The organism is Psychrobacter okhotskensis, from assembly GCF_013248965.1.
GTDB lineage: Bacteria > Pseudomonadota > Gammaproteobacteria > Pseudomonadales > Moraxellaceae > Psychrobacter > Psychrobacter okhotskensis.
This window is the reverse complement of record NZ_JABRVQ010000025.1, coordinates 44,323-61,422: the sequence shown is the minus strand read 5'-3', so window position 1 is coordinate 61,422 and position 17,100 is coordinate 44,323. Positions and strand designations below refer to the sequence as shown.

Genomic DNA, 17,100 nt, shown 5'->3' with positions numbered 1-17,100 from the left:
AGCTCATGGTTGCAATCTCACTTTGGCGGTGGATAGTAGCTTTGATGCTAGCGCATCTAGGCCTCTTTTTCACCTGCTCTTTGATATTGCACTTCATGTGTTAATCTAAGATTATTAAAGATTAAATCATGGCAGTGTATTCTGTATGATGCACTGCCCTTTTTGTGTTTACACTGTTATATATTCATTTTTTAATATGTAATATATTTAACATCAACTACATCGGTGTTTGCTTAAAAAACTTGACCATAATCTCATAGATATCTGGATATGCGTCGACCAACTTTTCTGGCGTCTCAAAAAACACTTCGCTGAGCACCGCAAAGAACTCAGCGGGATTGGTCGCGCCATATCGATCCAGTCCTGACTTACGATGCGTTTGAAAATCCTCAAAATCTCGCGCCATAACCTCCGTCCAGCGCGCAGGATCCATGCCGGGTTGCAATGGTGGAAAGCCATTAGCACGGCCATTGAGCATATCGAGCTTATGGACAAACTCATGAATGACGACATTGTGACCATCGCGTTCGCCTGAATGTTTGGCGTCCTTCCATGACAGAATGACCGGTCCACGCAGCCACGCTTCGCCGCTACGATGTTGGCTGCCTTCATGGACGATACCGAACTCATCTACAGTGGTACTGTCACTTTTGTAAGAACCGGGATAAATGATAATGGACGACCAGCCAGCGTACCATTCTAGACTTAGATTCAATATCGGCAAACAGGCTTGTAAGGCAATGGACTGCCTGACTGCATCTGTGATTTCAAAGCCTTGTGCGCCCGTAATGGATTTATCATCCAAAAACAACGTCGCCAACTCAAACAAACGAGTCATCTCGTCCTCGTTTAAGTGCTCAAGTATCACAATACGCTTGGCAGCCTGCATCCAGTCCGCCTTAGTAAAGTCACTGTTATCGAGTACGCGCTGATTGTGCCAGTCTTTTATTATGCTAAACATGCGTTGTTTTCCTTAAAATTGATTATCAAGCGTTGTTGTTATAATGATAACTGCAAATATTCATAGTTAGACTTATCTTTTGTAGCGCTCATGGATGATATCTCTGTATATCAAGCCTCTAATGACAGCATATTCATAATCAATTTAATCAACGTCTCTTTTTGATTGGGATCAGACTCAGCGACCAGTAAGGTTAAAGCAGCAAGTCCCGTGTTATTAATGACCATTTCCCCACTTTCATTGAGCAGCCGCTTATTACGATGTAAAAAATCCACGAATAAGAAAGCACCACTGCGTTTATTGCCATCGGTAAAGGGATGGTTCTTGACCATAAAATACAATAAATGCGCCGCTTTACTCTCGATAGTCGGATAGGCAGGCTCGCCAAACACGGTTTGCTGCAAATTGCCCAGTACACTGTCTAACCCGTCACCGCGAGGCTTGGCGAATAGCTCAGTTGCCTCACCGCGTGATATTAATTGCGCTTTTAAATTATTTAGTGCGCTCATCGCTTCAGTTAGGCTAGGCAATACACCGCCCTCCTGCCCTGCTGGATCGTCAAGCAAGCCTTCATCATAGCGTTGTAGCCATAAAAACGTCTGCGTATAACGGCTGATAATCTCAATTAAGCCGCGCCCTTCATCAGTATTCAGCTCAGGGCTTTGGGCTGTTTTTTTGATTAAGTTTAACGCTTGCTGGAGCTCGGCAGAGTTTTTATCGAAGCGTTGCTGATTGAGCGTATAGCCTTGCACTAAGTATTCACGTAAGCGCTGGGTCGCCCATATACGAAACTGCGTGCCTTTTTTAGAATTAACCCGATAACCCACAGAAATAATGGCATCTAGATTGTAAAAGCGAATGTTGCGTCGCACTTGTCGGTTTCCCTCTTGACGAACTACCGAGGATTGCTCGGTAGTTGCTTCGGGGTCGAGTTCGCCTTCTTTATAGATGTTTTTTAGGTGCAAACCAATCGTATCAGAGTCTTTTTCAAACAATGTCGCCAGTTGCGCTTGCGAGAGCCACAAGGTGTCGCGCTCTAGACGAATCTCAATTTGAGTTTGCCCATCATCTGCCAAATAAATCTCGAACTTCTTTTCATCCATGTTGCTCCATCCTCTTAAATGGGTTTATAAAGGTTTGTTCAGATGAGCACTTCATGTAAGTACCATCGCTAGTGAACCCTTAAGAAAGCAAGATATCGCTGTTTTTTGCGGCAGTTAAGTTATTGTTGTGTTGTATTTTAACGGTGACAACTTTAAAAAAGTCACAGGCTTGTTGTGCATAGGCTCGTAGACGCGCTATAGTCAAGACAAGGCACAGGCTACATATTGGACGTCTTGCACCTGCCGATCTGCCTATCATAACCCGTGTATGCGTCATAAATAATAACTTACCAAGGATGCGTGAGGTATTTATGAACCAACAATCACTTCAATCTCAAAGCCAAAATGATGGCCAAAGTCAAAGCCAAGATCAAATGGCGACTTCTCCTAACCCAACCATAAGTAAGAGCCACGCAAAAGACAAGCAAAAAAAGCGACAGTGCTTCGATGAACTACAAAACGAAAAGGGTGAATATCGTCCTGCAGCTAAGGCTGTCGGCGACTGGCTAGACAACATCAGTATGGATGCGCTCAACCACCTGAATGAGCAAGCAGAAAATATATTTTATCGTAAGGGCGTGACTTTCACTGTCTATAGCGATGCCAAAAACATTGAGCGGATGATTCCTTTTGATATCATTCCACGCATTATCTCCGCCAGCGAATGGCAGCAAGTAGAAGCTGGCTGCAAGCAACGGATTACTGCGCTCAATGCCTTTTTGCATGATATCTATCACGATCAAGCCATTATGAAAGCAGACATTGTTCCTGCCAGCTACGTCTATGCCAGTGGTTGCTATGAGCCATGGATGATGGGCATTGAACTTGATAAGCCTATCTACTCGCACATCAGTGGTATCGATCTCATTCGAGACGAGACCGGTCAATTCTGTGTATTAGAGGACAATCTTCGCACGCCATCTGGCGTCTCCTACATGCTGGAGAGTCGCAGTATTTCAGAGACTCTATTAGCTGATTTGTTCGCTCATACGCCCGTATTAGGGGTTAGCGACTATCCGCAGCGTCTCAAATGCTGTCTTGCCAGCTCAACCACCAAGTATGATCCACAGATTGTTATCCTAACCCCCGGTCGCTTCAACAGTGCTTATTATGAGCATGCTTTTTTGGCGCATGAGATGAATGTACCACTGGTACACGGCTATGACTTGGTGGTTGAGGACAGCAAAGTCTACATGCAAGGTATCCGTGGTAAGGTACAAGTCGATATCATTTATCGCCGAATTGATGACCCTTATATTGATCCCTTGGCATTTCAGTCCAACTCAATACTAGGCGTGTCGGGTCTGATGAGTGCTTACCGCGCTGGTAATGTGGTCGTCGTCAATGCGCCCGGCACTGGTGTGGCAGATGACAAAAGCTTGTACCCCTTTGTGCCCGATATGATTGAGTTCTATTTGGGTGAAAAGCCCATCTTGCCCAATATCGAGACCTATCAGTGCCGCAAGCCTGACGAGCTAAGCTATGTACTAGACAATCTAGACAAGCTGGTGGTCAAAGAAACCCAAGGCTCCGGCGGCTATGGCATGCTCATAGGGCCAACCTCTACCAAACAAGAGATCAGCGACTATCGCAAGCGTCTGCTCGACAACCCCAACGGTTTTATTGCGCAGCCTACAATTTCATTATCTACCAATCCGACCGCTGTTAGTGATGGTATCGCCCCGCGCCATATTGACCTGCGCCCCTTTGTACTCAGTCATGGCGACGGTTCGGTCGATATCGTACCGGGCGGTCTTACTCGTGTGGCGATGGTCGAAGGCTCGTTAGTGGTCAACTCATCACAAGGTGGTGGCATCAAAGATACTTGGGTCGTCGATGACAGCAGTTTAGAGAAGAGATCTTCAGACAAGCGTAACGCGCCAGCTTCGAGCAAAGCCGCCTTGGCTAATGGGCAGGCGGATAAGTCTAACAATCTAGCACTGAGTGCTGCTGGTCACGCCAGCTACCACAATCGCATACAGCCTATCGAAGCGGGTTTTGAGGACCTCGATGATGCGCCAATGATATTGCTGCTGTCGACCAGTAGTCATTTGATCTGGCTCGGTAGGTATAGCGAGCGACTCTACTACTACGACAGCCTAATGAAACAGTTGATCAAAGGTGACCTAAAAAAATCACAAATACAGCATTTAATCAGCCATTTAGGCTTTGCGGCAGAGGCGAATGAGCCGCTAAAAGTAATGAAGGCACAAATACTTTACGACTTAGAGCAAAAAAGAATCCCTAGCGTGGTCCAATCCATTGAGACCAATGTGCAAGAGGCCAAAGGCGTGATTGGCAAAGATACTGCAGAGCTGTACAACCTCATTAAACGCTTATCAAGTGCCGGTACTTATCGAGCAGCGACGCTACAGCTATATGCCTGTAATGCAGCAATGGAACAAGAGCACCCTACCGTGACGTGTTTTTGGCAATTAGGTCGGTATTTTGAGCAATTAGAGCGTGCGGTCCTACTCAATGAGGACACCACCGAGATTAGTCTTGAATTTAAGTATTGGATTAATCAGCTGCCAGAAAACACGCGCTGGCGTGAACTGACTCGCTTGACCAATCAGATGATCAAATCAAAACAATTTAGCGACTTTAAGCTTATTAGCCGAGAATTCAACATCATATTACAGCAAGGTGTATAGCGTTTAGCTTAGTAAAATAGACAAAAAGCACCTTAAAGAGGAAGACATTATGAAACTTCAAATAAGTCATCAAACCAATTATTACTACGGCGAGCTGGCACAGCGCAGCGTTCAGTATATTCGTATGACGCCGATGCAATTACCGCATCAAACGATTCATAGGTGGGATGTGATGCTGCCTAAAGTTGCCGTCAATCAAAAAGACGGCTTTGGCAATGACTGGCTAACGCTTAGTCGTAATGAGGCACACAATAACTTGCAAATGCAGGCGTCCGGCATTGTCGAGATCAATACCGATACCGAGCGATTAGAGGACATGGACAACGTCCCCTATTTGCTATTTACGGTACAAAGCCCATTGACTAAGTGTTCAGAGGCGATGCGCGCCTTTGCTGCACCTTATCTAAAAGACCCGACCCATGACAGCCTTAAAGCCATGGCGACTGAGCTATTGACCAAAATGCCTTATATAAAAGATGCCACCCACGTGGGAACGACGGCAGCCGAAGCCTTTAACATCGGCGCTGGTGTGTGCCAAGACCATACCCATGTATTTTTAGGCTGCTTGAGGGATCAGCATATCCCAGCGCGTTATGTGTCAGGTTATCTATACGATGACACAGAGAATCATATGGCTAGCCATGCTTGGGCAGAGGTTTGGCTAGAGGGCTACTGGTATACCTTTGACATCTCAAATCTGCTGTTCCAGCCAAGCTCGCATGTGTATGTCGCTATTGGTCGCGATTACTTAGATGCCGCACCAGTACGCGGGGTAAGGATGGGCGGCGGCTATGAGAATCTTTACAGTCAAGTTTTGGTCTCAAGATTGTCATAGTAATAGATGCAGTCTATCTATCAAGATCAATATCGATTCTGCTTATTGAGATAAGGATTTTTTATGACTTACTGTGCCGCTATTCGTCTAAAAGACGCGATGGTTTTTGCGAGTGACACCCGTACCAACGCTGGCATTGACCATATCTCGACGTTTAGAAAACTCTACCAATACGGCGTTGAAGGCGAACGTTTTATGGTGCTACAGACCGCTGGCAGCCTTGCTACCTCACAAGCGGTCTTTAATAAGTTAAAAACCGATATCAACCTGCGTTCTGAGAGCAGCTTACATACCGTCGCGACACTGTTTGACGCGGCGCAAATGGTGGGTGAATGCATGCGTAGTATCATGACTCATGCTCAAAGCGTCGCTAACGATAGTAATAGTGGCACCTTTACCAGCTCGTTTATATTGGGCGGGCAAATCAAAGGCCAGCCTCCTGAGCTATATATGATCTACCCAGAAGGCAACTGCATTAGAGCCACGCAAGATACGCCGTTTTTTCAGCTGGGTGAGAGTAAATACGGCAAGCCCATTCTCGACCGCTCGGTTAAATACGAGACAGACGTCAAGCATGCGACCCAAGCCCTGATGTTGTCATTTGACTCAACCATTCACTCCAATCTGTCTGTAGGTATGCCCATAAATTTGTTGATTTATCAAAATGACAGTTTGAAGATGCCCAAGGGTCACCGTATCGAGCAAGACGACGAATACTTCAACGACATCAGTCGTCAGTGGTCGGTTGCACTACGTAATACCTTAAGTGAATTACCTGAATGCCCAGCAGATTATTGGGAATAGAAAAATGATTGGCGCAGATGAAGGCTTGATAGTAGTAATGAATCAGAATAGATAGACTAAGATCAATATTACTTTTCACTGACTATATCAATAAAAAAAGAGAGGGCTTGGTCAACAAGCATTCTCTTTTTTTTGGAAATTAAGCCGTTAATAAATGCCTCACATACAGTACCCAAAGCTACATTTATGGTTTATGTACACTAAGGCTTGTTAGCGCTCACCCTACCACTAGCCGCATCATCTGTGTACTGATATAACCACCAAAGGTGCCCACCGCATAGCCTAAAATACCCAAGAATACGCCAACGGGCGCCAGTGAGGGGTGAAATGCCGTGGCGACAATCGGTGCAGAAGACGCGCCGCCGGTATTGGCGTTAGAACCCACTGCTAAAAAGAAAAATGGTGCACGAATGATTCTAGCGACAATAAAGATAATCACCACGTGAATACTCATCCACAATAGACCAATGAGTAGCAAGCGCCACTGCGAGACAATACCGGCGAGATTGATTTGCATACCGATAGCAGCAATCAATACAAAGATAAATACCGTACCAATTTTGGAGGCACCAACATGATCAAGGCGACGAATTTTGGTAAAGGAAAATACTACCCCTATTAAGGTGATAATCACCACCATCCAAAAGAATGAGCTGGCAAAGCTGTATTGTACTGCCCAGCTATAGGGTGCAAAGAAGCCTGCTATCTGCCCGCCGATAAAGTGCGCCACTCCAACCATCGCAAAACACAAACCAAACATCACCATCAAATCATTTAAAGTCGCCGGACGGGCATGATCACGCTCGTAGCTCTCTACAGCGGCGATGACCTTATCAATACTACTGGTATCAGCCCGTAAAAACTTATCTATCTTAGCGCTGTGCTTGGCCATGACCAAAATAGCCAACAACCATAACGACGCATTGGTAGTATCGACCAAGATCATCATGCCAAACAAATCATCACTGACGCCAAACAATTCCTTCATCGCCGCTTGGTTTGCTGCACCGCCTATCCAACTACCCGCCACCGCCGAAAAGCCGCGCCATAGAGTATCGTCGGTAAACATCTCAGGTGACACCCATTTAGCAATGCCTAAGCTAATCGGCCCACTGATGACAATGGCGATACTGGCGGCAAAAAACATGGCAATGGCCTTCCAGCCAAGCCCCAATATCTTTGGCACATCCATTGATAGGGTCATCAATAGCAAACTTGCTGGCAACAAATAAGTGGCGGTAAAGCCATAAATCTGTGAGCCAATGCCGTCAGCAAAGATGCCAAGGCTGTTTAGGGTTGCTGGGATAAAGCAGCACAGTACAATACCCGGCAATACCGCATAAAAACGTCGCCAAAATTTACCCGGTAATCCTTGAGTATAGAACACCAATCCGATAACCGCCATAATGACGCCAAAGGCTACTGGTAAACTGTCTACCTTTAATTGAGCAATGGTTAAATGAGAAATGTCGAGCATCAAATGGCTCCGCAGCACACGATAAGTAAAGGCTTGTCAGTATAGACAAGGCAAAAAAGACCTGCAAGCAACGATTGACTACAGAGATAGCTTTTGTTTGTTTAAACTGCTCACCAATACTCATTGGCTACAGATAGAACCACCACGCACAAAAAAGCCAGATAACAAGTATCTGGCTTTTTTACGCTATTTTATCCGATCAAGTCAGTGGCTATTTTATTAATAACCTTTATTAATCATTAAATATAACGGTATTACGAGTTGTTGCTACGATTGCCACCGCTTGAACGACCTTGACCACGGCTATCAGCACGACCAGCTGGGCGACCTTGGCTGCCACTTGGACGACCACGACCCGTTGCAGCACGCTCACCGCGTGGAACGCCAGTGCTATCGCCACGGCTAGGAGCACCAGTGCGCTTGCCTTGATACGGCTTGCCACCTGAACGCTCATTTGGCTTGCCAGATGAATCACGTGGCTTACCTTGATAACCGCTGTCATTGCTAGCGCGTTGACCAGTTGCTGCGCTGTCGCTTGAACGACCACGAGCATTAGCAGGATTGCCTTGATAGCCACCGCCCGCGCGACCACGGCCTTGACCGTTACCGCCGCCACTTGAGCGTCCGCGACCACGGCCACGACCATTACCTTTGTTTTCGCTAGGTACATAAGTCTTCTTAGGCTCCATACCTTCGATGATCGATACTTCCATTTTGCGATCTAAATAACGGTTGATCGCGTTTAGCTGTGGACGATCATCCATGCTACATAGGCTGATGGCAATACCCGTACGACCGGCACGGCCACAACGACCGATACGATGCACGTAGTCTTCTGTTTGACGTGGTAAGTCGTAGTTAATGACGTGCGATAGTGCTGGCACATCAAGACCACGAGCGGCAACATCCGTTGCTACTAGGATTTTGACTTTGCCGTTACGCAAGTCTTGAACGATACGGTTACGCTTGCTCTGTGGCAAATCACCATGTAAGAAGCTGGCTTTATGGCCTTGCTCTTGTAGAGATTTGGCTAATTTTTCAGTACTACGTTTGGTCGCAGCAAAGATGATGACTTGTTCCATCTCTTTATCGCAAACAATTTTGTCAAGCAAACGGTTTTTATGATCAAAATCATCACAGTAGTATACTTTTTCTTCGATATGCGCTGATTCAACTTTGATTGATACACGCTCAGGGTTTTTAGTGAAGCTGGCAGCGATTTTACCTACTGGGCCATCCCAAGTCGCTGAACACATAATCGTCTGACGATCAGTCGGTGCTGCGCGTAGAATGTCGCTGATATCATCAGCAAAACCCATGTCAAGCATACGGTCAGCTTCGTCAAGTACCAAGACTTCTAGGCTTGATAAGTCAACGCGACCGGCATTGATATGGTCGAGTAAACGACCAGGGGTTGCAACGATAACTTGAACGCCTTTTTTCAAAGCAGTAATCTGACCATTGTAAGGAGCGCCACCTACTAATGGTACGCAGAATAGACCACGCATATCTTTAGAATAAGTACGTACGCTATCATGTACTTGCTGAGCAAGTTCACGCGTTGGCGTTAGGATAAGGGCTTTGGTCAATTTGTCAAAGCTAGTCGCACGGCTTAAACGGTCAAGTACAGGGATAACGAAAGCGGCTGTTTTACCACTACCAGTTTGCGCTGACAATAATAAGTCACGACCTGCTAGGGCAAAAGGAATGGCTTGTGCTTGAATAGGGGTTGGGTTGGTATAACCACTGCGATCAAGTGCGGTCAAAATCGGCTTGGCAATACCCAGATCAGTAAAAGTGACTTGATTTTCGTCAGAAGCGTCAGCGTCAGTAGAAGCTGCTTCATTAGTAGTCGTGTTTTGAGTGGTGTCTTCGATAATGCCATTTTCAGCGGCGATTGCAGATAAGATGTCAGTCATGAGAATCCTTGGTAAGTATAAGTTGCTGTAAATTCAGCAAGCTTGATGCATACCACTGATAACCGTTCACCACGCAGCTTTTATTAAATCACTATCAAACCATATAAAATAGCTGATAATCAGAAGCCAAGCCAATAAAGCTTCACTTCTTTAATAAATGCGTTCGTGCTGTCTGACGTATTTTGGTGGTAGTGCCGAGTGTCTCATCCTTGTTTGCTAAAAACGCATTATCGATGCTTTGTCCAAAGCAGATAAAGGCAAGTAACAACCAATCTATCCCATACATGGGTTAGTAGATAAGATATGAGTCAAAAATAACTGATATTTATAAAATGTTATTTAAGTACACAAAATCATCGGCAACAATTACTTATGGTCATCCTAGACCCAAAATCGCAGGCGATGTTATCAATCTCATAATTCACGCTAGTCAATGCTAACGTGGCGACGCAGTATAGCACAGTAAAAACATTATCTGTATCTATTTTTATATTTACTATCAAAATAAGCGCTATCTTCTTAATAATGCAGTGTTTAATAAAGCATTAATATACATAAGCTGCTAGCGTGACATTTTGACTTCTGTTACGTAAGTTGGCATTTGCCATGCCCCGCCCGCTTCCACCATGCGACATAGCCCAGTGGTGCTTTCATGGCTTTTTTCAAAAGCTTTACCGGTCCATACCCAGTCAGTTTTAGATAAGCAGTCGCCAATTGCGCGACCTTTCTGTACGGAAGTAATTTTACCTTTGTCGTAGTCAGTCGCACTAGTGGTGACCAAGGTCGGCTTATAAGGCTTCGTGTCATTGAGTACCCAGATGCCCATGCCAGCGTTATAAGCCCCTGTCCAGCACTCGTGTTGCGCCAACAACTGCGTACTGTTTAGACGGCTGACGCGCCATGAGTTTTTGTCAGACAGGCTTGGGCAGTCGCTATCCGCGTCTCGCATGGTGCTTTTCATCATCGCTGACAACTGCGAGGATCTCATGACAAACTTTTTATTGCTGCTGGGCGCAGCATTAGGGTTTGGTGCGACAAAACGCAGTGACGGTGCAGCCTTAGGCGGTAAGACCGTACTGTTTGGCTTCTTAGCATCATTACTACGGACAAAAGCACTCGATGTGCCTACGCGACCTTGGGCTTCATCGGCCTTGAGCATAACCGAACTGGCGCCTTTATCAGACAACTGCCAGCGTGAGTTGCGTAGTACCAGCTCAATCTTGCTCGATTTAGTCAAAGCCTCCAATAGGGCGCTCACCTGCGCTGAGGTCAGCTCAGCATTGCCCGCTGCAGCGGAGAAAGGTTTGGTTTCACCCAGATCCTTGCCGTCGATAAACAAGGAGATACGATGGCGATTGCCTAGTTGCATCAGAGCTTTGGCAGAACTTTCTTTAGCCCCGCCAAACTTGACCTGACCATCTACGCTGGCATTGGCCCCTGCACGGCGTATCAACAAGACAGAGACGGGTAATTCACTATTGTTTTCTGCTTGGTATCCTGCCAGCCGGCAAGTACGGGTATTATCACAAGCAACCTGCCAGTCTTGACTGGTAAATTCAACGGCCGCCGCATGGCTCATAGCGCTCAACGACGTGATAGTAAGTGCGGCAAGTATGGGTAACAAAATTTTATTTTTAGACATCAATGTGGTTATCTTTATTGTTTTTTTAACTTTAGTTTTAGAGTGAGTCATATTTTTTACGTTACAATTTTTATGAGTATGGGTATAGCGGTAGGCATCATGGTCAGTCGACACTAATGGCGCGCTTAGAACGTTATTATTCTTCATAGTCGTTACTCATTAATAGAAGAATTATAAACACCTGCCCTTCAAGACGGTGGCCTGTTATCTTAACGTATCAATGTTTCTATCTGTTGTACTAATGTACCATTGTGTAAACAGAGAAGTATAGTATTAATTCAACTATCGATATATAAAGATAGCACTATCAATATGTTAAAAAATAACAAGGCTGATAAGCAACTTGCCTATCAGCCTTGTATTACAGCGTCATTGTTTTTATTTTTCTAATATCATTCTTATTTTTCTAACAACGAACCATGAGGGACAATCACTTAATTGATTGGTTTTAGCGCTAGATCGACTGCTCGTTTTACTGCAGGACGTTTAGCAATGGTCTGTGCCCAACGCTGCACGTTTTTATAATTATCAACTTGTAAGAACTCAGCGGCTTCATACAGCTTGCCAAGTACCAGCTGTCCATACCATGCCCAGATGATCATGTCGGCAATATTATAGTCTGCTTCGTCATTGCCACACATGTAGACGTTGTCTTTTAGATGTTTATCGAGTACGTCAAGTTGGCGCTTGGTTTCCATGGCATAGCGATTGATGGGGTATTCCATTGGTTCTGGCGCATAAGCATAGAAATGACCAAAGCCGCCACCTAAGAAAGGTGCACTACCCATCTGCCACATCAACCAAGACAGGCAGTCTGCTCTGGCCTTACCAGAAGATACAGGAACAAACTGACCGAACTTTTCTGCTAAGTATAATAAAATGGCACCGGACTCAAAAAGCGCAATAGGCTCGCCATCATTGTTTTTGGCAGCATGGTCAACCAATGCAGGTATCTTTGAGTTTGGATTTATCGCCACGAAGCCTGAGCCAAATTGATCGCCTTCCGAGATGTCAATTTTATAGGCGTCATATTCAGCGCCTTTAACATTCAGCTCAGCCAGCTCTTCTAATAGGATGTTTACCTTGACACCGTTTGGGGTATTCAGTGAGTACAGCTGTAACGGTGCATCGCCTACTGGTAGGGCTTTATCATGGCGCGCGCCAGCTGTTGGACGGTTGATACTAGAGAATTTGCCACCATTCTCCTTGTCTTGGGTCCAGATTTTAGGCGGTGTATAAGTGCTTTTATCTGTATTATGGTTGGCAGTTGCTTGATTATTATCATTACTCATAAAACATCCTATTTATTATTGTGTGCAAAAAATTGTATGCAAAAATACGGTTCTACGAAACATAGTCAATGAAAGATACTAGTGATATAAAGCTGGCAGGTAAAATAGCTACCAATATTTGACTGAACGAGCCTGATAACGTATTTGGTTCATGTATCTGATTGATGTAAAACCGACTATATACGTGTTCTACTATAACGGCTCTATGCCGACTTATTAAAGTCCTGTCGTGTAATTAATGTAGTGATTTTTAGGATAAAAAATCCTTTGGTTACTTTGCTCATCTTTAACTGCGCTAGCGTTGTTTCTATACTACGCGCAATTTAATGGTTTTTAGAGATGAGCGGCTCATAAACGTAATTCTTGAATACCCATAACCTTAAGATAAAGTGATGTCAGTATGGTAACGCTAACTCCTACCCAGAATAAATACCTGCCCTATGTGCTAGCGGTGGCGCTGTTTATGCAGATTTTAGACGCCACTATCTTGAATACCTCACTACCGCAAATGGCACAAGCGCTGGGTGAGTCGCCACTTAAGATGCAGTGGGCCGTTATTAGCTACGCTTTAACCTTGGCTATCTTTATTCCTATCAGTGGATTTCTGGCCGATAAATATGGTACGCGGCGGGTGTTTTTATACGCTATCGTTATATTCTGCGTGGGATCTATACTGTGTGCTGCATCGCCTACCCTAGATTTTTTGATTGGTTCGCGCATTATTCAGGGTATCGGTGGCGCGATGATGACGCCGGTTGCCCGTTTGATACTGGTCAAGTCGTATCCCCGCAATAAGCTATTGACCGTCATGAATTTTGCAGTGATTCCCGCATTGGTGGCGCCGTTAGTAGGACCCGTACTCGGTGGTTATATCGTGCAATATGCCAGCTGGCAGTGGATATTTTTGATCAATGTACCCATGGGTGTTTTTGGTTTTATCATGGGCAAAAAACTGGTACCTGCTTTATTTGAAGATACCAAGCATTTAGATTGGACGGGTTTTTTATTGTTTGCGGCAGCAGCTTGTGGCTATACCCTCGCTGTTGAATTCGGCTCACAAACAGGTCGCGGGACTTATGGCTTGGTGTTGGCGTTCTTGTCAACGGCGTTGATAGGCGCCTATGTCTGGCATGCCAAACGCCGTCAAGCACCGCTCTTTCCATTGAGCCTATTTGATATTCGCACCTTTAAGATTGGGATTACGGGTAACTTATTTACGCGCTTGGGTATCAGTGCCGTACCGTTCCTATTACCACTATTACTACAAGTGGTGTTTGAATACTCACCGTCGCGTGCAGGTTGGCTACTGGCGCCTATCGCGGTTGGGGCGATTGGCATCAAGCCTTGGGTCAGTCGAATTATCCAGCGTTATAGCTACCGCACAGTACTGGTCTACAATACATTTTTTATGGGCACACTCATCATTATGTTGGCGCAGTTTAATAATGCCTCACAGTGGCTTTGGTTCATCCCTATTTTGACCGTGATGGGTGCTTGCAACTCTATGCAGTTTAGCGCGATGAACACCATTACCATCGGTGATTTAGAAGGTGTGCAAACCAGTAGCGGTAACAGTTTGATGGCCGTTAATCAGCAGCTAGCGATTAGCTTTGGTATTGCCTTTGGCGCTGCGCTACTCAACCTACTACGTGAGCGGTTTGAGCTTGATACCTTGGCTGCCTTTCAGACGACGTATTGGATACTGGGTATTTTAACCATTCTCTCAGGATTGTATTTTTTACGTCTCAAACCTGAAGATGGTCGCGGTCTGTATTAGGTCGTGCCCTAAATTCAAAAACTGAAGACACTTGATGTCATAAGACACACTCATAAGTGCTAAACAAAAAAAAGCCAGTAGAGGTTTGAACGATATCAAACCTCTACTGGCTTTTTGATTGATGAGTGACTGTTGATGAGTGACTAAGGTGCTTTGTCATCATCCATTTGCGATTGGATATAATTCTCTACACCAACGTCTTTTATCAAGTCTTCTTGAGTCTCTAGCCAGTCTTGATACTCTTCATTGCCATCTTTCAGTTTTACCACTAGCTGACGAGATACATAATCACGGTGAGTCTCGCACAGGGCAATGGTATCGGTCAGGATGTCGAACTTCTGCTTTTCTAAGCGTAGATTACAGTCAATCATTTCAGGCACATCTTCAGCGATAAACATTTTGCCATAATCTTGCAAATTCGGTAGGCCGCCTAGCAACAAAATCCGTGCAATCAGATCATCAGACCACTTCATTTCCGCTATAGACTGTTTGTAGAAGCTCTCATTCAGCGCTTCAAGCCCCCAATGACGTGCGATACGCGCATGCAAAAAATACTGATTAATAGCGATCAATGACTGGCCAAGCACTTTATTGAGTGCACGAGTAACGTCTTTATCCCCTTTCATAATCTCTCTCCCTTTATCATTACCTAATAAGTTAAATGTCGTCTATAGCTATCAATAGCCATTAAGCCAGATGAGGGGATACCTCAGCCATTTGACTTTGTAGGTAATTTGGCAGACCAATCATATCGATAAGACGCAGCTGCTGCTCAAGCCAATGCGCATGATCTTCTTCCGTGTCTTTGAGCTGCTCGACCAACATCTCGCGCGTGACGTAATCATGCTCTTCTTCGCACAGCGCAATACCGTCTTTTAAATGCTGCTGTACTTGATACTCCAAATCAAGGTCAAGCTGTAGCATTTCAGGAACGGTGCTGCCAATATTGATACCGTCAACCTGCATTTTTGGCGTACCGCTTAACATTAGAATACGACGAATGATAGCCTGTGCATGCAAGGTCTCATCTTGCATTTCGTGGTTGATACGATCGTATAATTTACCGTAATGCCATTCAGCATACATCTCAGAGTGAATAAAGTACTGGTCACGAGCCGCAAGCTCACCACCTAACAGAAAGTTTAAATAATCAATGACTTTTGGGCTACCTATCATCACATGCACTCCTATATTCGTCTGGCAGATTACATTCATAATAATGCATATATTAACAGTATTATCAGTAAACTGCTCAGTAAAGTTAAAAACAACAAAAATTCTTCCAAAGCAAGACATATATAGTAGCATATAGGCGCTATATGGCTTGTAACGTTATGAACTAAGAATAAGATGCTAATTGAGAATCATAATTAGCCAGCTTTTTTTTGCAGCGGCTAAAGAGGTATGTGAGTAATACAGAGAGAGTTCGGCGCGATATATACGAATGGCAATGACCCTACCCTTTATAACTGTTCGCTAACTTTTTTAGCTGAGTTAGAAAAGGTAAGCCTGATAACATAAGCCTGGGTATTTGCAATGAAAGGCAGGTACTTGTGATGCACAAGCCTAAAAGGCACTTATCTAATAGCCGTTAGACGGCGTAAGCTAAGACATCCAGCTTGGCATGGTGTTCATCAAGGTAATCATTGACCATCGGCTCACAGCAACCACAGCACGTCGCAACATCAAGGGTATCTTTTAGACCGTCAAGGGTATCGATACCGGCAGCAATGGCGGCTTTGATTTGCTTTTCTTTTACGTCGTTACAGATACATACGTACATGTGCTGGCTCCTACGATGGTTACTATATGTCTTGCTGATGCACTTAAATGATTAAAGAAAAGCTTTTTGAATGGATAAGTTACTTAACATTCAATACTTTATCTTGTTAGTCGTTATAATAACGATAATTATTACCATTTGCAATAGCATTGGCCTATCTGTTTATCATTAATGCACCACTAGAGATTTTGGGTATGAATTCATGTAACTGAATATAGATAAACGTGTAACCGATTATACTTAACGGTACTAAAATGACGACGAAGTGTAATTTTGCTCATTTTTTAATCGATTTAATAAGCAACTGCTGTTATATTGAACCCCTATTAACGAAGCTCTATTGGAATTATCCTATGTCTGATAATAATTTTACGATACAACCTATCGAATTGTTTAAGGTTTTATCTGATCCGACGCGCTTAAAAATCTTCCAAATCTTATTCAAAAAAGAAGCACGCTGTGTGGGCGAATTGGTAGAAATATTGGATCAACCACAGCCAACCATCTCGCGCCATTTGAACCATTTAAAAAAACTGGGCATCTTAAGCTGTGCTCGCGATGGTACCTGGATGTGGTATGAAGTAGCCGATGATCTGCCTGACTGGTGTCAAGATATCTTGGATATCACCTATGAGCAAACCTCACTCAAAGACTTGAACCTAAATATGTCAAAACTTGCTTAGAGGCTACTCATTCAGTTAATAGTTGCTGAGTTTACTATTAATTGGACTATTACTTAGTCATTGCCCTGCCCTCTATGTTGAAGCCCATACATAATTTAAGCCATAAAAAAAGACCTACATCAGTAGGTCTTTTTTATATGCAAACGATAGTAATTGCACACCATGCTTAT

14 protein-coding genes are annotated in these 17,100 nt (G+C 44.4%); 5 read left to right on the top strand and 9 right to left on the bottom strand.

Annotated elements, in window-relative coordinates; all coding sequences use genetic code 11:
* Positions 1-217: 217 nt before the first annotated feature.
* Both HQR03_RS11760 and rhuM read right to left on the bottom strand, forming a co-directional pair.
* Positions 218-961, bottom strand: coding sequence for a M90 family metallopeptidase (locus tag HQR03_RS11760; RefSeq protein ID WP_173240290.1), 744 nt, complete (start codon positions 959-961; stop codon positions 218-220).
* A 110-nt stretch (positions 962-1,071) separates the two neighbouring features.
* The gene (rhuM, locus tag HQR03_RS11755) at positions 1,072-2,064 is read right to left on the bottom strand and encodes a RhuM family protein (RefSeq protein ID WP_173240289.1); all 993 of its coding nucleotides are present in this window, start codon (positions 2,062-2,064) and stop codon (positions 1,072-1,074) included.
* Between the two features lie 311 nt (positions 2,065-2,375).
* Between rhuM and HQR03_RS11750 the strand changes: the two genes are divergently transcribed.
* The 3 genes from HQR03_RS11750 (at position 2,376) to HQR03_RS11740 (ending at position 6,357) form a co-directional block, all read left to right on the top strand.
* Complete coding sequence (locus HQR03_RS11750; protein WP_227687612.1) at positions 2,376-4,718, top strand: circularly permuted type 2 ATP-grasp protein; 2,343 nt, start codon at positions 2,376-2,378, stop codon at positions 4,716-4,718.
* A gap of 49 nt (positions 4,719-4,767) precedes the next feature.
* Complete coding sequence (locus tag HQR03_RS11745; protein ID WP_101211581.1) at positions 4,768-5,553, top strand: transglutaminase family protein; 786 nt, start codon at positions 4,768-4,770, stop codon at positions 5,551-5,553.
* A gap of 63 nt (positions 5,554-5,616) precedes the next feature.
* Entirely contained in the window at positions 5,617-6,357 is a 741-nt protein-coding gene (locus HQR03_RS11740; protein WP_173240288.1) for a proteasome-type protease, read from the top strand.
* Between the two features lie 217 nt (positions 6,358-6,574).
* Here the strand turns inward: HQR03_RS11740 and HQR03_RS11735 are convergent, their stop codons facing one another.
* From HQR03_RS11735 to yghU, 4 genes are all read right to left on the bottom strand, one after another.
* Positions 6,575-7,834: a DUF819 family protein gene (locus HQR03_RS11735; protein ID WP_025652027.1), complete on the bottom strand. Its 1,260-nt coding sequence runs from the start codon at positions 7,832-7,834 to the stop codon at positions 6,575-6,577.
* A gap of 254 nt (positions 7,835-8,088) precedes the next feature.
* Positions 8,089-9,753, bottom strand: a complete 1,665-nt coding sequence (gene csdA, locus HQR03_RS11730) for a DEAD/DEAH box helicase CsdA (RefSeq protein ID WP_101211578.1) — start codon at positions 9,751-9,753, stop codon at positions 8,089-8,091.
* Positions 9,754-10,315: 562 nt separating this feature from the next.
* On the bottom strand, positions 10,316-11,395 hold the full coding sequence (locus HQR03_RS11725) for a DUF1176 domain-containing protein (RefSeq protein ID WP_227687611.1): 1,080 nt from the start codon (positions 11,393-11,395) through the stop codon (positions 10,316-10,318).
* Positions 11,396-11,829: 434 nt separating this feature from the next.
* Complete coding sequence (yghU, locus tag HQR03_RS11720; protein ID WP_025652030.1) at positions 11,830-12,687, bottom strand: glutathione-dependent disulfide-bond oxidoreductase; 858 nt, start codon at positions 12,685-12,687, stop codon at positions 11,830-11,832.
* Between the two features lie 400 nt (positions 12,688-13,087).
* Between yghU and HQR03_RS11715 the strand changes: the two genes are divergently transcribed.
* Positions 13,088-14,464: a DHA2 family efflux MFS transporter permease subunit gene (locus HQR03_RS11715; protein WP_173240286.1), complete on the top strand. Its 1,377-nt coding sequence runs from the start codon at positions 13,088-13,090 to the stop codon at positions 14,462-14,464.
* 143 nt (positions 14,465-14,607) lie between these two features.
* On the opposite strand, the gene bfr (HQR03_RS11710) is transcribed toward HQR03_RS11715, so the two are convergent.
* The 3 genes from bfr (HQR03_RS11710) to HQR03_RS11700 form a co-directional block, all read right to left on the bottom strand.
* The gene (bfr, locus tag HQR03_RS11710; RefSeq protein ID WP_025652032.1) at positions 14,608-15,090 is read right to left on the bottom strand and encodes a bacterioferritin; all 483 of its coding nucleotides are present in this window, start codon (positions 15,088-15,090) and stop codon (positions 14,608-14,610) included.
* Between the two features lie 61 nt (positions 15,091-15,151).
* Positions 15,152-15,640, bottom strand: coding sequence for a bacterioferritin (bfr, locus tag HQR03_RS11705; RefSeq protein ID WP_025652033.1), 489 nt, complete (start codon positions 15,638-15,640; stop codon positions 15,152-15,154).
* Positions 15,641-16,055: 415 nt separating this feature from the next.
* Positions 16,056-16,247 (bottom strand): (2Fe-2S)-binding protein, encoded by a 192-nt coding sequence (locus tag HQR03_RS11700; protein ID WP_025652034.1) that lies wholly within the window; start codon positions 16,245-16,247, stop codon positions 16,056-16,058.
* Between the two features lie 353 nt (positions 16,248-16,600).
* Between HQR03_RS11700 and HQR03_RS11695 the strand changes: the two genes are divergently transcribed.
* Positions 16,601-16,930 (top strand): ArsR/SmtB family transcription factor, encoded by a 330-nt coding sequence (locus tag HQR03_RS11695; RefSeq protein WP_025652035.1) that lies wholly within the window; start codon positions 16,601-16,603, stop codon positions 16,928-16,930.
* Positions 16,931-17,100 lie beyond the last annotated feature (170 nt).

Bases quoted from the DNA above. Each gene is read 5' to 3' on its own strand.
- HQR03_RS11760 (WP_173240290.1), bottom strand. From the start codon at position 961: ATGTTTAGCATAATAAAAGACTGGCACAATCAGCGCGTACTCGATAAC.
- rhuM (WP_173240289.1), bottom strand. From the start codon at position 2,064: ATGGATGAAAAGAAGTTCGAGATTTATTTGGCAGATGATGGGCAAACT.
- HQR03_RS11750 (WP_227687612.1), top strand. From the start codon at position 2,376: ATGAACCAACAATCACTTCAATCTCAAAGCCAAAATGATGGCCAAAGT.
- HQR03_RS11745 (WP_101211581.1), top strand. From the start codon at position 4,768: ATGAAACTTCAAATAAGTCATCAAACCAATTATTACTACGGCGAGCTG.
- HQR03_RS11740 (WP_173240288.1), top strand. From the start codon at position 5,617: ATGACTTACTGTGCCGCTATTCGTCTAAAAGACGCGATGGTTTTTGCG.
- HQR03_RS11735 (WP_025652027.1), bottom strand. From the start codon at position 7,834: ATGCTCGACATTTCTCATTTAACCATTGCTCAATTAAAGGTAGACAGT.
- csdA (WP_101211578.1), bottom strand. From the start codon at position 9,753: ATGACTGACATCTTATCTGCAATCGCCGCTGAAAATGGCATTATCGAA.
- HQR03_RS11725 (WP_227687611.1), bottom strand. From the start codon at position 11,395: ATGTCTAAAAATAAAATTTTGTTACCCATACTTGCCGCACTTACTATC.
- yghU (WP_025652030.1), bottom strand. From the start codon at position 12,687: ATGAGTAATGATAATAATCAAGCAACTGCCAACCATAATACAGATAAA.
- HQR03_RS11715 (WP_173240286.1), top strand. From the start codon at position 13,088: ATGGTAACGCTAACTCCTACCCAGAATAAATACCTGCCCTATGTGCTA.
- bfr (WP_025652032.1), bottom strand. From the start codon at position 15,090: ATGAAAGGGGATAAAGACGTTACTCGTGCACTCAATAAAGTGCTTGGC.
- bfr (WP_025652033.1), bottom strand. From the start codon at position 15,640: ATGATAGGTAGCCCAAAAGTCATTGATTATTTAAACTTTCTGTTAGGT.
- HQR03_RS11700 (WP_025652034.1), bottom strand. From the start codon at position 16,247: ATGTACGTATGTATCTGTAACGACGTAAAAGAAAAGCAAATCAAAGCC.
- HQR03_RS11695 (WP_025652035.1), top strand. From the start codon at position 16,601: ATGTCTGATAATAATTTTACGATACAACCTATCGAATTGTTTAAGGTT.